The organism is Loktanella agnita, assembly GCF_046640325.1.
Classification (GTDB): domain Bacteria; phylum Pseudomonadota; class Alphaproteobacteria; order Rhodobacterales; family Rhodobacteraceae; genus Yoonia; species Yoonia agnita.
In genome coordinates, this window is sequence record NZ_JBJMBF010000004.1 from 143893 (window position 1) to 161107 (window position 17215).

At 58.3% G+C, this 17215-nt stretch carries 15 protein-coding genes; 10 read left to right on the forward strand and 5 right to left on the reverse strand.

All coding sequences use genetic code 11. The annotated features are described in order from the left end of the window. The first annotated feature begins 181 nt into the window (after window positions 1-181). From ACJ5NV_RS05880 to ACJ5NV_RS05890, 3 genes are all read left to right on the forward strand, one after another. On the forward strand, window positions 182-718 hold the full coding sequence (locus ACJ5NV_RS05880) for a cytochrome b (protein WP_411642703.1): 537 nt from the start codon (window positions 182-184) through the stop codon (window positions 716-718). Window positions 719-786: 68 nt separating this feature from the next. Further along, window positions 787-1911, forward strand: a complete 1125-nt coding sequence (locus ACJ5NV_RS05885; RefSeq protein WP_411642704.1) for an efflux RND transporter periplasmic adaptor subunit — start codon at window positions 787-789, stop codon at window positions 1909-1911. Further along, complete coding sequence (locus ACJ5NV_RS05890) at window positions 1908-5000, forward strand: efflux RND transporter permease subunit (RefSeq protein ID WP_411642705.1); 3093 nt, start codon at window positions 1908-1910, stop codon at window positions 4998-5000. The genes ACJ5NV_RS05885 and ACJ5NV_RS05890 overlap by 4 nt, the downstream gene beginning before the upstream one ends. Window positions 5001-5448: 448 nt before the next feature. Here ACJ5NV_RS05890 and ACJ5NV_RS05895 read toward each other — a convergent pair whose 3' ends face one another. Together ACJ5NV_RS05895 and ACJ5NV_RS05900 are read right to left on the reverse strand one after the other, a co-directional pair. Then, window positions 5449-7230 (reverse strand): SLC13 family permease, encoded by a 1782-nt coding sequence (locus ACJ5NV_RS05895; RefSeq protein WP_411642706.1) that lies wholly within the window; start codon window positions 7228-7230, stop codon window positions 5449-5451. Between the two features lie 42 nt (window positions 7231-7272). Beyond that, window positions 7273-8088 (reverse strand): TIGR00282 family metallophosphoesterase, encoded by an 816-nt coding sequence (locus ACJ5NV_RS05900; RefSeq protein ID WP_411642707.1) that lies wholly within the window; start codon window positions 8086-8088, stop codon window positions 7273-7275. Window positions 8089-8179: 91 nt separating this feature from the next. Here ACJ5NV_RS05900 and ACJ5NV_RS05905 point away from each other — a divergent pair, with 91 nt between their 5' ends. Together ACJ5NV_RS05905 and ACJ5NV_RS05910 are read left to right on the forward strand one after the other, a co-directional pair. Further along, a complete protein-coding gene (locus ACJ5NV_RS05905) occupies window positions 8180-9082 on the forward strand; it encodes a DMT family transporter (RefSeq protein ID WP_411642708.1) in 903 nt (300 codons plus the stop codon). Between the two features lie 101 nt (window positions 9083-9183). Continuing rightward, entirely contained in the window at window positions 9184-9801 is a 618-nt protein-coding gene (locus ACJ5NV_RS05910) for a thermonuclease family protein (RefSeq protein WP_411642709.1), read from the forward strand. Here ACJ5NV_RS05910 and choV read toward each other — a convergent pair. Beyond that, window positions 9798-10808: a choline ABC transporter ATP-binding protein gene (gene choV, locus ACJ5NV_RS05915; RefSeq protein WP_411642710.1), complete on the reverse strand. Its 1011-nt coding sequence runs from the start codon at window positions 10806-10808 to the stop codon at window positions 9798-9800. The genes ACJ5NV_RS05910 and choV overlap by 4 nt on opposite strands. Continuing rightward, a complete protein-coding gene (gene choW, locus ACJ5NV_RS05920; protein WP_411642711.1) occupies window positions 10805-11638 on the reverse strand; it encodes a choline ABC transporter permease subunit in 834 nt (277 codons plus the stop codon). Before choW ends, choV begins: the two co-directional genes overlap by 4 nt. Window positions 11639-11688: 50 nt before the next feature. Between choW and ACJ5NV_RS05925 the strand changes: the two genes are divergently transcribed. Next, on the forward strand, window positions 11689-12324 hold the full coding sequence (locus ACJ5NV_RS05925; RefSeq protein ID WP_411642712.1) for a glutathione S-transferase family protein: 636 nt from the start codon (window positions 11689-11691) through the stop codon (window positions 12322-12324). A gap of 42 nt (window positions 12325-12366) precedes the next feature. Here the strand turns inward: ACJ5NV_RS05925 and choX are convergent, their stop codons facing one another. Then, entirely contained in the window at window positions 12367-13296 is a 930-nt protein-coding gene (gene choX / locus ACJ5NV_RS05930; RefSeq protein ID WP_411642713.1) for a choline ABC transporter substrate-binding protein, read from the reverse strand. A gap of 80 nt (window positions 13297-13376) precedes the next feature. Here choX and betI point away from each other — a divergent pair, with 80 nt between their 5' ends. From betI to ACJ5NV_RS05950, 4 genes are read left to right on the forward strand one after another with little or no spacing between them, the layout of a single operon-like run. After that, window positions 13377-13961, forward strand: a complete 585-nt coding sequence (betI, locus tag ACJ5NV_RS05935; RefSeq protein ID WP_411642714.1) for a choline-binding transcriptional repressor BetI — start codon at window positions 13377-13379, stop codon at window positions 13959-13961. Beyond that, complete coding sequence (gene betC, locus ACJ5NV_RS05940; protein WP_411642715.1) at window positions 13958-15466, forward strand: choline-sulfatase; 1509 nt, start codon at window positions 13958-13960, stop codon at window positions 15464-15466. Before betI ends, betC begins: the two co-directional genes overlap by 4 nt. 42 nt (window positions 15467-15508) lie before the next feature. Then, complete coding sequence (gene betB, locus ACJ5NV_RS05945) at window positions 15509-16960, forward strand: betaine-aldehyde dehydrogenase (RefSeq protein ID WP_411642716.1); 1452 nt, start codon at window positions 15509-15511, stop codon at window positions 16958-16960. Window positions 16961-16974: 14 nt separating this feature from the next. After that, the gene (locus ACJ5NV_RS05950) at window positions 16975-17214 is read left to right on the forward strand and encodes a DUF6552 family protein (protein WP_411642717.1); all 240 of its coding nucleotides are present in this window, start codon (window positions 16975-16977) and stop codon (window positions 17212-17214) included. The last annotated feature ends 1 nt before the right edge of the window (window position 17215 follow it).

Below are 17215 nucleotides of genomic sequence, written 5' to 3' on the forward strand. Positions count from 1 at the left end.
TCTTCAGAAACTCGATTGTGCAAAAATTTTTAAAGAATGGTGGTCACAACTGGTCCGAATTTTCGCGACCACCTCCGCCCATCGCAGTAAGGTCAGAAAATTCGAAAAAAGTTGGGTTAGAGCGACGGAAAGGGTCTACGCGTCCGTAGAACAACCAAAGCAACCTTAGGTGAACACGCGCATGACCAATTTATCAGACAGCCCAGATCGGTTTGGGCTTATTAGCCGCGTCTTTCACTGGGGCATGGCTGCATTGTTCGCCGCTCAATTTACTTCTGCTGCGGCACACTGGGCATTGCCGCGTGAGAACACTCTGCGCGAAACGCTATGGAGCTTTCATACCGATCTCGGCATCACGCTTTTCGTGTTGGTGGTGTTGCGCGGCGCGTGGGGGCTGTGGAACCTGCGTAACCGGCCTGCGCATGACGGGCAGATTGGCGGGGCCGCGAAGGCGGGTCATGTTGTTCTTTACGGTCTGATGGTCGTCGTGCCTCTGGTCCGGATTGTCGCGGCTGCGGGCGGCCGACGGGGGCTTAGCTACTTTGGCATGTCTATCGTCCCCGCCCGTGAAACGGCGATTGCGTGGACGCAGGCCGTTTCTGAATGGCACGGCGAACTGGGGTGGACCCTCGCTGCTGTTATCCTTGGGCATATTTTGTTTGCAGTCGTCTATCACCGGATGATCCAAAAAGACGGCGTCATGGAACGCATGGCGTGAACCAGACGACACCTCAATTCACCCTACGCTGACCGCAGAGCGGCAAAACTTTCGGAGCTTGTAAGATTTTGAAGAAATTCACTGTTATCCTTCTTTCACTGGGTGTACTGGCAGGTGCCTATAATGTGGCTTTCGGCATTCCTGACCAGATTACGCAAATCTGGGGCGGCGCACAGGCCGAGGATGCGCGCCGAACGGGTGGGCCGGACGCGGGGCCGCGGGGCCAAGGCCGCACGACAACGGTTGTCGTCGCCCCGCTTGAAGAGCGCAGTTATACCCTCGTGCTGCGGACAATTGGCGGCGCGGTCTCGTTGCGCCGCGTCGATGTGATCGCTACAGAGGCCGGTGAGGTTGTCGAAACCGCACTGCGCGCGAATGCAGAGGTCGCGAAAGGCGATGTCATCCTGCAACTTGATGACCGGTCAGAACGGCTGTCCCTCGAAATTGCACAGGCCAACCGTGATCAGGCGCAGGCGACTGTCACACGCTACGAAGGGTTGCATAGCAATGGAAGCTCTGTTGTCACCGATGTGGCCCTGTCAGAGGTCGAAGTCGCCTTGCGCTTGGCAGAGGCCAACGTCGGCCTGGCCGAAATCGCGCTTGAGAACCGCGCAATCCGCGCGCCGTTTTCCGGACGCCTTGGGCTGAGTGACATCAACGTCGGCGACAGGGTATCGACCGGTGATTTGATCGTGACGGTTGATGATTCTACAACCCTTTTGGCGGAATTCGAAGTGCCTGAACGTTCCATCGGGTTATTGGCCGAAGGCAAACCGGTTTTCGTATCGACCCCCACATTCACGGGGCGCGTATTCGAAGGGACGATCACGTCCTTTGACAGCCGCCTTGACAGCGTCACCCGCAGCACAACGGTACAGGCCGAAATTGACAATACCGATCGCATGTTACTGTCCGGTATGACCTTTGCCGTGCGTATGACAGAAGAGACAGCCCCCATGCCAGTGGTCCCATCCACAGCGATCACCTGGGATCGCACTGGCGCGGGCATTTGGGTTGCTGAAAATGGCACAACCAGCCGGGTGCCTGTCACCATCCGTTACCGCGACGGCGATCAGGTCTGGGTTGAAACGGACGCGCCCATCGGTGCGCAGATCGTGACCGAAGGCGCGTCCAAACTGCGGGATGGGGCGCAGATCGAAACGACACAAACCGGCAGGGGCGAAGGCGCATGAGCTTCGAAAAGAGCGCGCGTAAAGCGGGTTTCGCCGACACATTCGTCGCGCGCCCGATCCTTGGGATCGTTTTGAATCTGCTGATTATCATTGCAGGCCTTGCCGCGTTGAACAGCGTTGATATTCGCGAAATGCCCGATGTGGATCAGCCGGTTTTGTCGGTGCGCACCCAATATGACGGGGCGGTCGCCAGCACGGTCGATACCGAAGTCACCCAAGTGCTCGAGGATGCGCTCAGCGCGCTTGAGGGCATGTCTTATATTGAATCGACCTCGAGCACGGGATCAAGCCGGATCACGATTGATCTGTCTGATGGCACCGATGTAGATGTGGCCGCGAATGAGGCGCGCGAAATCGTGTCCAATACGTTGCGGTCGCTGCCTGACGATATCGACGACCCAAGCGTCAGCAAAAGCGACAGCAACGCGGATGCGATCATCCGGCTAGCCCTACTGGGCGACGCCAGCTTTGATGAGCTTACACAGATCGCCGAGGGCACGATCTATGAACGCCTGTCCCTGATCGACGGCATCGCCGAGGTTTCCGTGCGTGGAAATCGGGCCAATGAATTCCGTGTCTCGCTGAACATACCATCGTTGTTAAGCCGCGGTTTGACGATCTTTGACGTCTCGAATGCCTTGGCGCAACTGCGTGACGATACCGCCTTGGGTTCACTTTCCACAGAAACCCAGACCCTTGCATTGCGGGTTGGCAACGAAGAGGTCACCGTTGCGACGATCAACGATTTGCCGGTGAATGATACAACACAAGTGGCCGATATCGCATTCGTCCAACTGATCCCCGAAGATACAAGCGTCTATTCGCGCGTAAATGGGGTTACGGCCGTTGGTCTTGATATTACGCGGCAATCCGTCGGCAACACGCTCGAAATTTCGCGCGATGTCGGTCTCGCCGTGGACGAATTGCGCAGTCAGCTGCCCGATGGCGTAGAACTATTGGTGACCTCCGATGACGGGATATTCATCGAAGGTTCGATCAACGAGGTTGTGAAATCCATCCTAATGGCGACCGTGATTGTCATCGCAGTGATTTTCCTGTTCCTGCGCTCCCCCCGCGCCACGCTGATCCCCGCCATCACGATCCCTGTGGCCTTGATCGGCACACTGGCCGCGATCTGGCTAACGGGATTTTCTGTCAACACAATCAGCCTCTTGGCGCTGGTTTTGGCGACAGGGATGGTTGTGGATGACGCCATCGTTGTGATCGAAAACATCGTGCGCAAACGCAAATCCGGGATGGGTGCCTTTGCCGCCGCCGCCGCTGGCACGAACGAGGTGTTCTTTGCCGTGATTTCGACAACGGCAACATTGGCTGCCGTGTTCATCCCGATTTCCTTTTTGCCCGGACAGGCGGGCGGCGTGTTTTCCGAATTCGGCTTTGTGCTGGCCTTTGCTGTGACATTGTCGTCATTCACCGCGCTCACTCTTGCGCCCGTTCTAGCCGCCTTGCTGGACCCCGGAAAATCGCAAGCCGATGCGCAAGAAGCCAAGCAAGGCTCCCTTGCACGTGGGTTCGACAAGGTGATGGATTTCGCCATTCGCACGCCAATGATCGTACTCGCCGTGGCGATGGGTTTTGCGATGATTGCATTTGGCGCGGCCATGACATTGCCGTCCACCGTGACACCAACCGAAGACCGTGGCTTTTTCCTCGTACAGGCCCGCGGGGCCTCGGACACGACCGTTGATTACCTCGACACGCAGATCATCTTGGTCGAGGACACCCTCGCGCCTTATATCGAAAACGGCCAGATTGACGCAGTGCAAAGCATCATTGGCGTGGGCGGCGGCACCAGCGCCTTTATCGTGGTGCGCCTGCCCGATTGGGAGGACCGCGAGTTCACCCAGCAAGAGCTGATCACCGAAATCAGTGGCCAGTTGTCATCGGTGCCCGGCGTACAGGTAAGCGCACGGTCAACCAACAGCCTGAACATTCGGGGCGCGGGTGGCGGGCTTAGCTTTGCCGTCACTGGCAATAACGTCACCGATATGACCGCCGCCGCTGATGATCTTGTCGCGGCGATGTCACAAGACGACACCTTCCTGAACCCGCAGCTCTCAAACGACAGCGTCGACGCGCAGCTTGAGGTCACAGTTGATGACGTCGCGGCCAGCGACATGGGGTTGAACAGCACTGACGTGACAAGCCTTGTGCGGGCTTTGGTGCAAGGCAACGTCCCTGTCAGCGTTTTTTTCAATGACACCGAAATTGACGTGAATGTTGTGCCGGGCGGCCCGCCCATCGACGACCCTTCTGACATTGCCTCTATGTCGATCCGGCTTGACAGCGGCGCCTATATACCGCTTTCCGCAGTGGCCTCATTGGTTACGGTGGTCAGTGAAGCGCAGATCGAACGTCTGGGCGGATCACTGGCGGTCTCATTACAGGCAAACTTGGGCGATGGCGTCGATTTGTCGACCGCAATGGGGCAACTGCTGGTCATCGCAGAAAACGTACTGCCCGATGGCATGGGGATCACGTTCACCGGTGAGGCCGCAACCTTGGATGACACCGCAACGGGCATGTATGCCGTGTTTGGCGTGGCCTTGATTGTGGTGCTCTTGGTGCTTGCCGCGCAGTTTGAAAGTTTCGCCAGCGCGGTCGTTATCATGATGACGGTCCCCTTCGGCCTTGCCGCCGCCATTCTGGCGATCTCGCTGACCGGTGGATCCTTGAACTACTACAGCCAAATCGGGCTTGTGATGCTGATTGGGGTGATGGCCAAAAATGGGATCCTGATCGTCGAATTCGCCAATCAGCTGCGCGAAGCCGGTGCGGACATCGACAGCGCCATCCGCGATGCCCTGCGGCTGCGCATCCGGCCCGTGCTGATGACGATGGTATCGACAGTCTTTGGCGGCTTGCCCCTGATCTTGACCTCCGGCGCAGGCGCCGAGGCGCGTATCGCCGTAGGCTGGGTCATTGTGGGCGGGCTTGGCTTTGCAACCGTCTTCACCCTGTTCCTGACACCCATCTTCTACCGCTGGATCGCCGTTTGGGGCACCGCACCAGGGGCCGCCGCGAAACGCTTGTTGGCAGAGTCAGAAGAGATCGCGGATGCTCGGTGAGCAACAGCTTTAGAAACCGGCGTGCCTAGAAACGGCATAGCTCTCTTTGAAAACCCTCTTTCAACGCTGTGTCTGTATTGGGTTTTTCTTAACACACTTACGGGCCACTCACGTACCAGCACTACGTCTCGGGCGGAAACGCTTGGCATGATAGAAGCAGATTCGACTTGTTCGTGAGCCGTCAGGGCGGACGCTGGCAAAGGTGCTTTCAATTGGGTTCGTCGTTCTGATAAGCGGGCTTTCTTTTTGTCTTTTGAAAGATTGCGCGCAATCCTTGCTCTTACTTTGAAGAAAGCAGGGGTAAGAAATTGTAATTGCGTGATAAATTCAGCAGCGCCGAGAGAGCTTTAACCGGTTCCACATCTGAGTGTTGATGTGCTCAAAGCGCGGCTGTGATGGTTTGGGACGAGGTCTTTCGTGCCTCAATCGTCGTTCGCTAAACCCAACCTCACAGCGGCCAAATCAGCGGGATCACGAATGATGCGATGGGCGCGAGCGACAGGTTCAGCGGGATGCCGAATTTCAGGAAATCTGTGAATTTATATCCCCCCGGCCCGTAGACCAGCGTGTTGGTCTGATAGCCGATGGGGGTCGCGAAACTGGCGCTGGCTGCGATCATCACTGCAACAACCAGTGGTCTTGCATCAACCCCCAGCGCAGTTGCCAAGCCGATGGCAACCGGTGTCATCACCACGGCGACCGCGTTGTTTGACACAAGCTCTGTCAGGATGCTGGACAGCAGATAGACCGCAAGCACGATGAAAAACGGCGGCAGCGTCATCATCACGGGGGAAAGCGTGTCGGCGATCATCGCGACTGCTCCTGACGATTGCAGCGCCGACCCCACCCCGAGCATCGCAAAAATCAGTGCGAGCAGGCGGCCATCAATATGGGAAAACGCCTCTTCTGCATCGATGCAGCCGGTCGCCAGTACCAGCGTGACGCCGATCATGGCCAGCATCAGGATCGGGGCGACCCCAAGCGCGGCGAGGATCACCACGCCCAGCAGCACCCCTATTGCCAAGGGCGCGTGGTTGCGCCGATAGGCGCGCTGGGATGGTTTGGACACGTCGCCCAGGTTCATATCCTCTGCCAGTCGCTGGATATCTTCCGGGGTGCCTTCAAGCAGCAGCGTGTCACCCACCCGCACCACGATATCGTCCATTTGCTGGCTGATATTTGCGTCCCGCCGGTGCATCGCCAGCGGGTAGACCGCATAGCGCCGCCGTAGCCGCAGCGATCCCATGCGCCGTCCAACCATGCGGCAGTTCGGTGTGATCAGCACCTCAACCGTTGTGGTTTCGACCGCGGAAAGCTGATCGACCCGGCGCAGTTCTTTATTGCTTTGCAGTGACAAAAGCTCCGCCATCGCGGTGCGCAGCACGACCCGGTCGCCCAGTTGCAGGGTCACACCCTTCAGGTTCCGCCGGAGCGAGGTATCGCCCCGGATCACGTCAATCAGCCGCACGCCTTCGCGTTTGAACAATTGCACGCCGGTGACCTCGCGTCCGATCAGGTTGCTGCCGGGGGGGATCACGGCCTCGGAAAAGAACCGCATCTTGGATCGGTCTGACAGCATCGTGGCGATGCTGGACCGGTCGGGCAGCAGACGCGGCCCCATGATATAAAGATAGGCAAAGGTCCAGATGACCACGACAACGCCGATGGGCAGAATTTCAAGGATGCCAAAAGGTTCCATCCCTGATGCCCGCGCCACCCCGTCGACCAGCAAGTTGGTCGAGGTGCCAAGCAAGGTCATCGTTCCCCCAACAATGGCCGCATAGCTAAGCGGGATCAGCAGTTTGGAGGCAGAGGTGCCCAATGTGCGCGCCAGTTGCACAAAGACCGGGATCATCACGACGACAAGCGGCGTGTTGTTCATGATCGCACTGGCCAGCGCCACAAAGACAAGCCCGCCGCCGATGGCCCGTGCCGGGCTTTTGCGGGCCTGTTGCTGGGCAAGACGGGTCATCGCATCCAGCGCGCCGGTGCGCACCAGCGCCCCCACGATGATGAACATGGCCGCGATGGTCCAGGGGGCGGGGTTGGATAGCACTGCGATTGCGGCCTCATAGCGCAATACGCCGGTGACCAGCAGGATCGTCATGCCGATCATCGCTACAACCTCTGTCGGGTAGCTGTCGCGCAGGAACAGAACAAACATACCCGCGACCACGGCCATGGTCAGTAGGGCCTCTTGCATCTGTGTCAGTTGGATCAGTTCACCCATGGCACGCAATCTTAGGGGTTGCTTTGTGCAGGGCAAGCGCCCTCATGCAGGTCCTGCGGGGGCCAGACGGCCACCTTGTCGCACCATGGCGATTTTCGTGGCTTTGCCGCTGCGGTCGTCGGTTTCGACATAGAACCCCGACAGCGTCGCCGCATCCGTTGCGGGGGAGAAACGTGCCTTGGGCATACCGGTGATAAAGCGGCGCAGCGGTTCGGTCTTTTCCATCCCGATGACTGAATTGTAATCGCCGCACATACCCGCATCGCTTAGATAAGCTGTCCCGCCGGGCAGGATCATCGCATCTGCCGTTGGCACATGGGTATGCGTGCCGACCACAATGCTGGCCCGACCGTCACAGAAATGGCCGGTGGCCATTTTTTCGGACGTCGCCTCGCAGTGAATATCAATCAGGCTGGCCTGGATCTGACCGCCCATCGGATATTGCCGCAGCACCGCATCCAGCGCTGAAAACGGATCATCAAAGGCGCGCTTCATGAAAACCTGCCCCAGCACCTGCGCTACAAGGACCTTGCGCCCGCCCGTTGCGGTAAAAATCCTTGCGCCCGCACCGGGCGCCGCCTTGGAAAAGTTCAGCGGCCGGATCAGGCGCGGTTCCTTTTCGATATAGGTCAGCATGTCTTTTTGGTCGAAAGCGTGATCGCCAAGGGTGACCACATCCGCCCCAGCATCAAACAAAAGCTTTGCATGATCGCCGGACAACCCCATGCCAGATGTTGCATTTTCGCCGTTGACCACAACGAAATCCAGCCGCCATTCGGCGCGCAGCCGTGGCAGGTCTGCGGTGATTGCAGCACGGCCAGCACGGCCCATGACGTCGCCAAGAAAGAGAATTTTCATGGCATAGTGTTATGACGTGACGCGCGTGATCGCCAGTAGATTTTTACGGGCGTGGCTTGTCTTTACCCTGTTCAGATGCAACGGAGACGCCATGCAGGTTTCTCAGAATGCGCGGCCCGTGGTGGGCATCATGTGGATGGTCGTCACCGGGCTTTTGTTCGTGGCAATGACCGCCGTTGTCAAACATGTGGGTGATGTGTTGCCCGCCGCGCAGGCTGCCTTCTTGCGCTATGTTCTGGGTCTTGGGTTTCTGTTGCCGATGATCAAGCCGATCTTGGCGGCGCGGCTGACCCGCCGACAGATTGGCCTGTTCGTGACAAGGGGGATGGCGCATACGATTGCGGTTATCTTGTGGTTCTTTGCCATGGCCCGCATCCCATTGGCCGAGGTTACGGCGATGAATTACCTGTCGCCCATCTATGTGACGCTCGCCGCTGCGTTGTTTCTGGGTGAAAAACTGCCCCCCCGGCGTCTGGCCGCTGTGGTCGTTGCCCTTATCGGCGCGCTGATCATTCTGCGCCCAGGGGTGAAGGTGATTGAACCGGGCCATATCGCCATGCTGGGCACGGCGCTATGTTTCGCGGCGGGCTATCTGATCGCCAAGCAACTGTCGGATGAGGTGTCGCCCATTGTGATCGTCGGCATGCTTTCGGTCACAGTGACCATCGGCCTTGCGCCCTTTGCGCTGCCGGTCTGGGTCACGCCGACATTGCCGCAGCTGGGCTGGCTGTTCCTTGTGGCCTGTTTTGCCACAGCGGGACATTACACGATGACGCTGGCCTTTGCTGCCGCCCCGTTGACGGTCACCCAGCCGGTGACCTTTCTACAACTGGTCTGGGCGGTCCTTTTAGGCGCGCTGGCCTTTGGCGAAGCGGTGGATGGCTGGGTCGTGTTTGGTGGCGCAATCATCATGGCCTCGATCAGTTTCATCACATGGCGCGAGGCTGTGGCCCGGCGCAGCGTGACACCGCCCGTGCCTGCGACGAAAGTCTGATAGCGCCTAACGGGGTATTTTTACGACAAAGAAACAAGGACTTGCCATAAAGGACCTTCTGTCACACAGTTTTAGCGTGAGATTTTTTCAGGTGCCTATTCATGGAAGTTTTTCTGCCGCTCTGGATTGCGATCTGCTTTACCGTGCCTGCCATCAGGGTGCGTCGCGTGCCGCGCATCGGTTATGTGCTTGTCGGACCACCTGTTGGGCCACCGCGCCCGCCGGTGCCGCACGGACCCGCCCGACGACCGCTCGTACCCCCGCGACCGTCCAGACCGCCCGTCGCCGCCCCGCGACCCGCGCCAATTATCATTCAAGGCCCCGCCTATGTAACGGATGGAGACGGGCTGATCATACGCAAGGCCAATATTCGTCTATTTGGCATCGACGCCCCTGAACAGAACCACCCCTACGGCATCCGTGCAAAACGCACCTTGATGTGGCTCTGCAAGGGGCAGCACATTCGGGCAGAGGTGACAGGCAAAGATCACTTTGGTCGGACCGTCGCGATCTGTTCGCTGCCCGATGGACGAGATTTGTCTGCCGAGATGGTCAAATGCGGGTTGGCACTGGACTGGCCCAAGTTTTCCGGCGGCCGGTATCGGTATCTGGAAACGCCGGATGCGCGCCGTAAGCTTTGGCTTGCTGATGCCCGGCAGAAAGGGCGGATGGATGTCTGGGCGCGGTTTGAGGCACAGCAGGCGGCGCGTCGCGCTTAACTCTGCGGTGCCAGCCGCGCAAGCACGGACGCCTGCGTGATTTTCCCGATGGGCAGACCATTTTCGGTGACAGTCAGCGGGCCGGTTTCGACCGCCTGAATGATGTCGCGCACCGGGGTTTCAACATCGCAGCTTTGCCCGTCAGCGGTGCCCTCCGTCATCACATCACGCGCGGTCAAAACGCCCAGCGGGTTCATATGTGCGACGAAATCGGCGACATATTCATTGGCGGGATTGGTAAAAATCTCGCGCGGGGTGCCGATTTGCACGATGCGCCCGCCTTCCATGATTGCAATGCGATTGCCGATCTTGAAGGCCTCGTCCAGATCATGGCTGACGAAGATAATCGTCTTGTTGCGCTGTTTCTGCTGGCCAAGCAATTCATCCTGCAACCGGGTCCGGATCAGCGGGTCCAGCGCAGAAAAAGGTTCGTCCATCAGCAAAATCGGCGCATCCGTGGCAAAGGCGCGGGCAAGGCCCACGCGCTGTTGCATACCGCCTGACAATTCACCCACCAAAGCATCGGCCCGGTCATTCAATCCGACCATTTCCAGCTCGCGGTCAACGCGCTTGCTCCGCTCTGCTTTGGTCATCCCGGCCAGTTCCAAGCCCAGCCCCACATTGTCGCGCACAGTCCGCCAAGGCAGCAGGCCGAATTGCTGGAACACCATGGACACGCATTCACGCCTGACGCGGCGTAGATCAGCGGCCGAGGATGTGCCGACAGCACATGACCAATCGCCGTCATGTATACGCACTTCGCCCCGGATCACCGGGTTCAGCCCGTTCACGGCGCGCAACAATGTGGATTTGCCAGAGCCAGACAAGCCCATCAACACAAGGATTTCCCCTGTTTTCACATTGAGCGAGCAGTCGTGCACCCCAAGCACCTGTTCGGTCTGCTCTTGGATTTCAGGCCGCTCCAGCCCTTCGTCCATCAGGGGCAGGGCACTTTTCGGGCGGCTCCCGAAAACGATCGACACATTATCAAATTCAACAGCATTCATTTGGAATTCACTCGCAGCATTCTGTCCAGCATGATGGCGACTACGACGATGACAAAGCCGCTTTCAAACCCAAGGGAGGTGTTCACCGTGTTCAGCGCCCGGATCACCGGCACGCCCAACCCGCTGGCCCCAACAAGGGCCGCGATGACCACCATCGACAGCGACAGCATGATCGTCTGGTTCAGCCCGGTCATGATCTGCGGCAAGGCAGAGGGCAGTTCGACCTTGAACAACACCTGGTTCTTGGTGGCACCAAAGGCCTGCGCGGCCTCTAGCAGGGCGGTGGGTGTTGACGATATGCCCAGATGCGTCAGCCGGATCGGGGCGGGCAGCACGAAAATCACCGTCGCGATCAGCCCCGGCACCATGCCAATCCCAAAGAACACGATGGCCGGGATCAGATAAACAAAGGTGGGCAGGGTTTGCATCAGGTCCAGCACCGGGGCCATGAACCGGTAAAGCCGGGGGCGGTGTGCAGCTGCGATCCCGATGGGTACGCCAACCCCCATGCAGACAACACAGGCCGACAGTACTAGCGTCAGCGATTGCATGGTTTCTTCCCAGTAATCCTGATTGATGATGAACAAAAAGCCTAGGACGATCAGAAGCGGGGTCTTCCAGTTACGTTGCAACAGCCATGTCAGCCCGGCAAAAACTGCAATGATGATCAACGGATGCGGCGTTTCCAGCACCCAGAGAATGCCGTCAATCAGCGCCTCCATCGTGTCTGACAGCCAGTCAAAGAAAAATCCCAGATTGCTGTTTAGCCAGTCAAAAATGGATTTCGCCCATGCACCGATGGGAATCTTGTTTTCGGTTAGCCAATCCATCTGTATGCTTTCTCTGGAAATTTCATAACTGTATTTTCAATCAGGGGGGAATGACCGCGATGGCCGATGTGACGTTCTACACCAATCCGATGTCCCGGGGGCGTATCGCCCGCTGGATGCTTGAAGAGGTCGGATGCGATTATGAGGCGGTGCTGCTCGATTTCGGCACCACGATGAAGGGGGTGGACTACCTTGCGATCAATCCGATGGGCAAAGTGCCCGCGATCCGTCATGGGGATACGGTTGTCACCGAATGTGCCGCGATCTGCGCCTATCTGGCGGATGCATTTCCGGATGCCGGTCTGGCGCCCGCACTGCCGGACAGGGGCGCCTATTATCGTTGGTTGTTCTTCGCCGCAGGCCCGGTTGAGACGGCGGTGACCAACAACGCGATGGGTTTCACGCTTCCGACTGAAAAGGAACAGACCGTTGGTTACGGGTCGCTGTCGCATGTGACAGATACATTGGAAGGGCTTTTTGCCGATGGCCGCAGCTTTGTGCTGGGTGACGATTTTTCTGCCGCTGACGTCTATCTGGGGTCCCAAATCGCGTGGAGCGTCGGGTTCAAAACGATGGAACTGCGTCCGGGTTTTGCGGACTATATCGCGCGGCTTGACGCACGTCCGGCCCGGCAGCGCGCCACCGAAAAAGACAACGCACTGATGCCGCAACAAGGGGCCGGATAACCGGCCCCTGTCATATGATGATGATTGCCGCAACGGGCTGGCTTACATGTCCAGCGCAGCTGCGACCGCCGCGACAGCGTCGCCACCGTCTTTGGTGGTCACACCATCCAGCCAAGCCGTGTAGGCGTCTGGATTGGCAGACAGCCATACCGCTGCCGCGTCAGCAGGATCTTCGCCGTCATTCAGGATCGCGCCCATGATTTCGTTTTCCATGGCGAGCGAGAATTCCAGATTTGCCAGCAACGTACCCACATTTGGGCAGCTTTCGGCGAAGCCTGCGGTGGTGTTGGTATAGACCGTCGCCCCGCCAAGGTTGGGGCCGAACCAGTCATCGCCACCTTCCAGATAGGACATGTCAAAGCTGGCGTTCATGGGGTGCGGTTCCCAGCCAAGGAACACGATAGGCTCGTCCCGGCCAGACGCACGATCAACCTGCGCCAGCATGCCTTGCTCAGAGGATTCGACCACTTCGAAATCCGCATCACCCAGACCGAATGCATTGTCTGCGATCATGTCGATGATCAGGCGGTTGCCGTCATTGCCGGGCTCGATCCCGTAGATCTTGCCTTCAAGCGCATCCGCATTAGCCGCGATGTCGGCAAATGTGGCGATACCCATATCGGCAGCCGCTTTGTTGACGGCAAGCGTGTATTTCGCGCCTTCCAGATTGGCGCGGACGGTGTCGACGGTTCCAGCCTCGCGATAGGGGGCAATATCGCCTTCCATCGTGGGCATCCAGTTGCCAAGGAATACATCCACGTCACCTTCGGCGAGCGAGATATAGGTGACAGGCACGGACAGAACTTTGATGTCTGTCTCATATCCCAGCGCGTCCAGCACGACGGTGGTCGCTGCTGTGGTCGCGGTGATATCGGTCCAGCCAACATCAGAGAAGGTGACCGTATCGCAATCGGCGATGGCTGGCAGTGCGGCACAGACGGCAAGGGCCGAAATGGCAGTTTTCAAGATCATAGGTGTCTCCCTGTTTTTTCTTGATTGACGAGTCAATAAAGAACGTTTTACCTGCGATGACAACATCCAATGGGGATTTTATGCCAAAGCTCGGGATGGAACCTATCCGCCGCGCCGCCTTAGTGAAAGCCACGATTGATGAAATCGGGGCGGTCGGGAACCTTGACGTGACGGTGAGCCGGATCGCGAAGCGTGCCGGCATGTCCTCTGCCTTAGCGCACCATTACTTTGGCGGGAAAGAACAGATTTTCCTCGCCGCGATGCGTCACACGCTGTCCATGTACAGTGCAGAGGTTCGTGCGGCGTTGCGGACAGCCCGCGGGCACAAGGCACGGCTTGAGGCGATTGTTATGGCCAGCTTTGCATCGTCTAATTTTCAGCCCGCAGTGATTGCGGCCTGGTTGAATTTTTACGTGCTGGCGCAAAGCTCTGCCGATGCGCACCGGCTGCTGCGTATCTATCAGCGCAGGCTGCACAGCAATCTGGTCCATGATCTGCGCCCGCTGATCGGGGACCGCGCTGACCGGGCAGCAGGCCAGATCGCCGGGTTGATTGACGGTCTGTACCTGCGGCAGGGCTTGGCGCGCGATCAGGTCGAACAGTCTGACGCGGCCGGGCAGGTCATGTGTCTGCTGCAAAGCGAGCTAAAGAAGATGGCGCAATGAGCAAACCAAATATCCTGATCCTGATGGTGGACCAGCTGAACGGCACGCTGTTCCCCGATGGGCCTGCGGATTGGCTGCATGCGCCAAACCTCAAGAAACTCGCCGCGCAATCGACCCGATTTAAAAATTGCTATACCGCATCGCCGCTGTGCGCGCCAGGCCGGGCGAGCTTTATGTCTGGTCAATTGCCGTCGCGCACGCGGGTCTATGACAACGCAGCGGAATTCGCGGCGGATATCCCAACCTATGCCCACCACCTGCGCCGGTCCGGCTATTACACCTGCCTGTCCGGCAAGATGCATTTCGTCGGCCCTGATCAGCTTCACGGGTTTGAGGATCGGCTAACCACCGATATCTATCCGGCTGATTTTGGCTGGACCCCCGATTACCGCAAACCGGGGGAGCGGATTGATTGGTGGTATCACAACATGGGCTCTGTCACCGGGGCAGGGGTGGCCGAAACATCAAACCAGATGGAATATGATGACGAGGTCGCGTTCGAAGCGGTGGCCAAGATCCGCGACCTGTCCCGTGGCAAGGATGATCGGCCATGGGCGCTGACCGTCAGCTTTACCCACCCGCATGATCCTTATGTGGCGCGCAAAAAATACTGGGATCTTTACGAAGATTGCGCACATCTGCTGCCCGCCGTGCCTGCCATGGATTACGCGGACCACGACCCGCATTCAAAGCGTATATTCGATGCGAATAACTGGCGTGACTTCGACATCACCGAAGAAGACATTCGCCGGTCCCGCCAAGCCTATTTTGCCAATATTTCCTATCTGGATGACAAGATCGGTGAGATTCTTGAGACGTTGGAAAGCACCCGGCAAGAGGCGATCATCATCATGGTCTCTGATCACGGCGATATGCTGGGCGAACGTGGCTTGTGGTTCAAAATGTCCTTCTTCGAAGGTTCGGCCCGCGTGCCACTGATGATTTCGGCCCCGTCGATGAAGCCGGCGCTGGTGACTGATCCGGTCTCGAATATCGACGTGACGCCAACGCTTTGCGATCTGGCCGGTATTTCAATGGATGAGGTGATGCCTTGGACCGCCGGGGAAAGTCTCGTGCATTTGGGGCAGGGCGGTCAGCGTGACACGCCGGTTGCCATGGAATACGCGGCAGAGGCATCTTATGCGCCGATGGTGTCGCTGCGGATGGGCGATTGGAAATACAATCGCTGCGCGCTTGATCCCGACCAGCTGTTCAATCTGGCCGATGATCCGCAGGAGCTGACAAACCTTGCCGCGGACACCGCCTATGCTGACACCCATGCGCAATTTGCACAGATGGCGGATGCGCGCTGGGAACTGGATCAGTTCGATGCGCAGGTTCGCGAAAGCCAAGCCCGCCGCTGGGTCGTCTATGACGCGCATCGCAGCGGCGACTATTACCCATGGGATTATCAACCGCTCAAGAAAGCGTCCGAACGCTTTATGCGCAATCACATGGACCTGAACACCGTCGAGGAAAACGCCCGCTTCCCGCGCGGCGAATGACCTCTTCCTTTCCTTCCTAAACGCCTGCCGGAGGCACGCAAAATGAATATACAACCCACCGCCAGCCATTTCATTGACGGCGCATATGTCGAAGACACCGCAGGGGGCGACATCCCCGTGATCTACCCCGCCACCGGTAAGGTGGTCGCAACTTTGCACGCCGCAACCCCCGCTATCGTGGACAAGGCACTGGCTGCCGCAAAACGCGCGCAAAAGGAATGGGCGGGTTGGACCGCAACAGAACGGGGCCGGGTACTGCGCCGTGCTGCGGATATCATGCGTGACCGCAACCACGACCTGTCGGTGCTGGAAACCTATGACACGGGCAAACCTTATCAGGAAACCAGCGTGGCCGATGCCACATCGGGCGCTGATGCGCTGGAATATTTCGGCGGGCTGGCAGCCAGCATCACCGGCGAACATATCCAGATGGGCGACGATTTCGTTTATACCCGCCGCGAACCGCTGGGCGTTTGCGTCGGTATCGGGGCGTGGAACTACCCCACGCAAATCGCCTGCTGGAAAGCCGCGCCTGCGCTGGCCTGCGGCAATGCGATGGTGTTCAAACCGTCTGAAATGACACCGCTTTGCGCGCTGAAAGTCGCGGAAATTCTGGTTGAAGCAGGCGCGCCTGCGGGGGTCTTCAACGTCGTGCAAGGCTATGGCGCGGTCGGGGCGTCGCTGATCACCGATCCGCGCGTGGACAAAGTCTCGCTCACCGGCTCCGTGCCCACAGGCCGCAAGGTTTATGCCGCCGCCGCCGAAGGCATGCGCCATGTCACGATGGAACTGGGGGGCAAATCCCCGATGGTTGTGTTTGACGATGCTGATCTGGAAAACGCAGTGTCAGGCGCGATCTTGGCGAATTTCTATTCCACCGGACAGGTCTGTTCCAACGGCACGCGGGTGTTTGTGCAAAAGGGTATCAAGGATGCGTTCCTGAAACGCCTGACCGAACGTCTGGCGGGGATCAAGATGGGTGACCCGCAAGACCCGGATGTGAACTTTGGCCCGATGGTCTCTGAACGTCAGCGCGATATCGTCGAAGGCTACATCGCCAAGGGCGTGGAAGAAGGCGCGACGCTGGTCACCGGCGGCAAGCGCGTTGATGGTGACGGCTTCTATATCGAGGCGACCGTCTTTGCCGATGTCACGGATGAGATGACAATCGCCAAAGAGGAAATCTTTGGCCCAGTCATGGCGGTGCTGGATTTCGAAACCGAAGAAGAGGCGCTGACCCGCGCAAACGCAACCGAATTCGGGTTGGCCGCTGGCGTGTTCACCGCAGATTTGACCCGCGCGCATCGGATGGCGGCAGGGTTTGAGGCAGGAACCTGTTACATCAACACCTACAACCTCGCCCCGGTCGAAGCCCCGTTTGGCGGATCTAAAATGTCCGGCGTGGGCCGCGAAAACTCCAAAGCGGCCATTGAACATTACAGCCAGATCAAGGGCGTCTATGTCGCAATGGGCGACGTCGAAGCACCATTCTAAAGAAAGCTAATAGCATGGAAACGACGACCCGATTCCCATTGCAGCCTGTCGATTATGTCAAATGGATCGCCACCGTGGTCCAGTTGATCGGCTATGGGCTAACCGGGATGAACATTGTGCCGTGGAATGTGTTCGCATTCGTTGTGGGCATCATCCTTTGGTTTGCTGTCGGCCTCATGTGGAAAGACCGGGCAATCATGATTGTTCATCTCGGCGCGTTTATCTCTCTGACATTGGGGTATTTGAATTCATGAC

Bases quoted from the DNA above. Each gene is read 5' to 3' on its own strand.
- ACJ5NV_RS05880 (WP_411642703.1), top strand. From the start codon at position 182: ATGACCAATTTATCAGACAGCCCAGATCGGTTTGGGCTTATTAGCCGC.
- ACJ5NV_RS05890 (WP_411642705.1), top strand. From the start codon at position 1,908: ATGAGCTTCGAAAAGAGCGCGCGTAAAGCGGGTTTCGCCGACACATTC.
- ACJ5NV_RS05895 (WP_411642706.1), bottom strand. From the start codon at position 7,230: ATGGGTGAACTGATCCAACTGACACAGATGCAAGAGGCCCTACTGACC.
- ACJ5NV_RS05900 (WP_411642707.1), bottom strand. From the start codon at position 8,088: ATGAAAATTCTCTTTCTTGGCGACGTCATGGGCCGTGCTGGCCGTGCT.
- ACJ5NV_RS05905 (WP_411642708.1), top strand. From the start codon at position 8,180: ATGCAGGTTTCTCAGAATGCGCGGCCCGTGGTGGGCATCATGTGGATG.
- ACJ5NV_RS05910 (WP_411642709.1), top strand. From the start codon at position 9,184: ATGGAAGTTTTTCTGCCGCTCTGGATTGCGATCTGCTTTACCGTGCCT.
- choV (WP_411642710.1), bottom strand. From the start codon at position 10,808: ATGAATGCTGTTGAATTTGATAATGTGTCGATCGTTTTCGGGAGCCGC.
- choW (WP_411642711.1), bottom strand. From the start codon at position 11,638: ATGGATTGGCTAACCGAAAACAAGATTCCCATCGGTGCATGGGCGAAA.
- ACJ5NV_RS05925 (WP_411642712.1), top strand. From the start codon at position 11,689: ATGACCGCGATGGCCGATGTGACGTTCTACACCAATCCGATGTCCCGG.
- choX (WP_411642713.1), bottom strand. From the start codon at position 13,296: ATGATCTTGAAAACTGCCATTTCGGCCCTTGCCGTCTGTGCCGCACTG.
- betI (WP_411642714.1), top strand. From the start codon at position 13,377: ATGCCAAAGCTCGGGATGGAACCTATCCGCCGCGCCGCCTTAGTGAAA.
- betC (WP_411642715.1), top strand. From the start codon at position 13,958: ATGAGCAAACCAAATATCCTGATCCTGATGGTGGACCAGCTGAACGGC.
- betB (WP_411642716.1), top strand. From the start codon at position 15,509: ATGAATATACAACCCACCGCCAGCCATTTCATTGACGGCGCATATGTC.
- ACJ5NV_RS05950 (WP_411642717.1), top strand. From the start codon at position 16,975: ATGGAAACGACGACCCGATTCCCATTGCAGCCTGTCGATTATGTCAAA.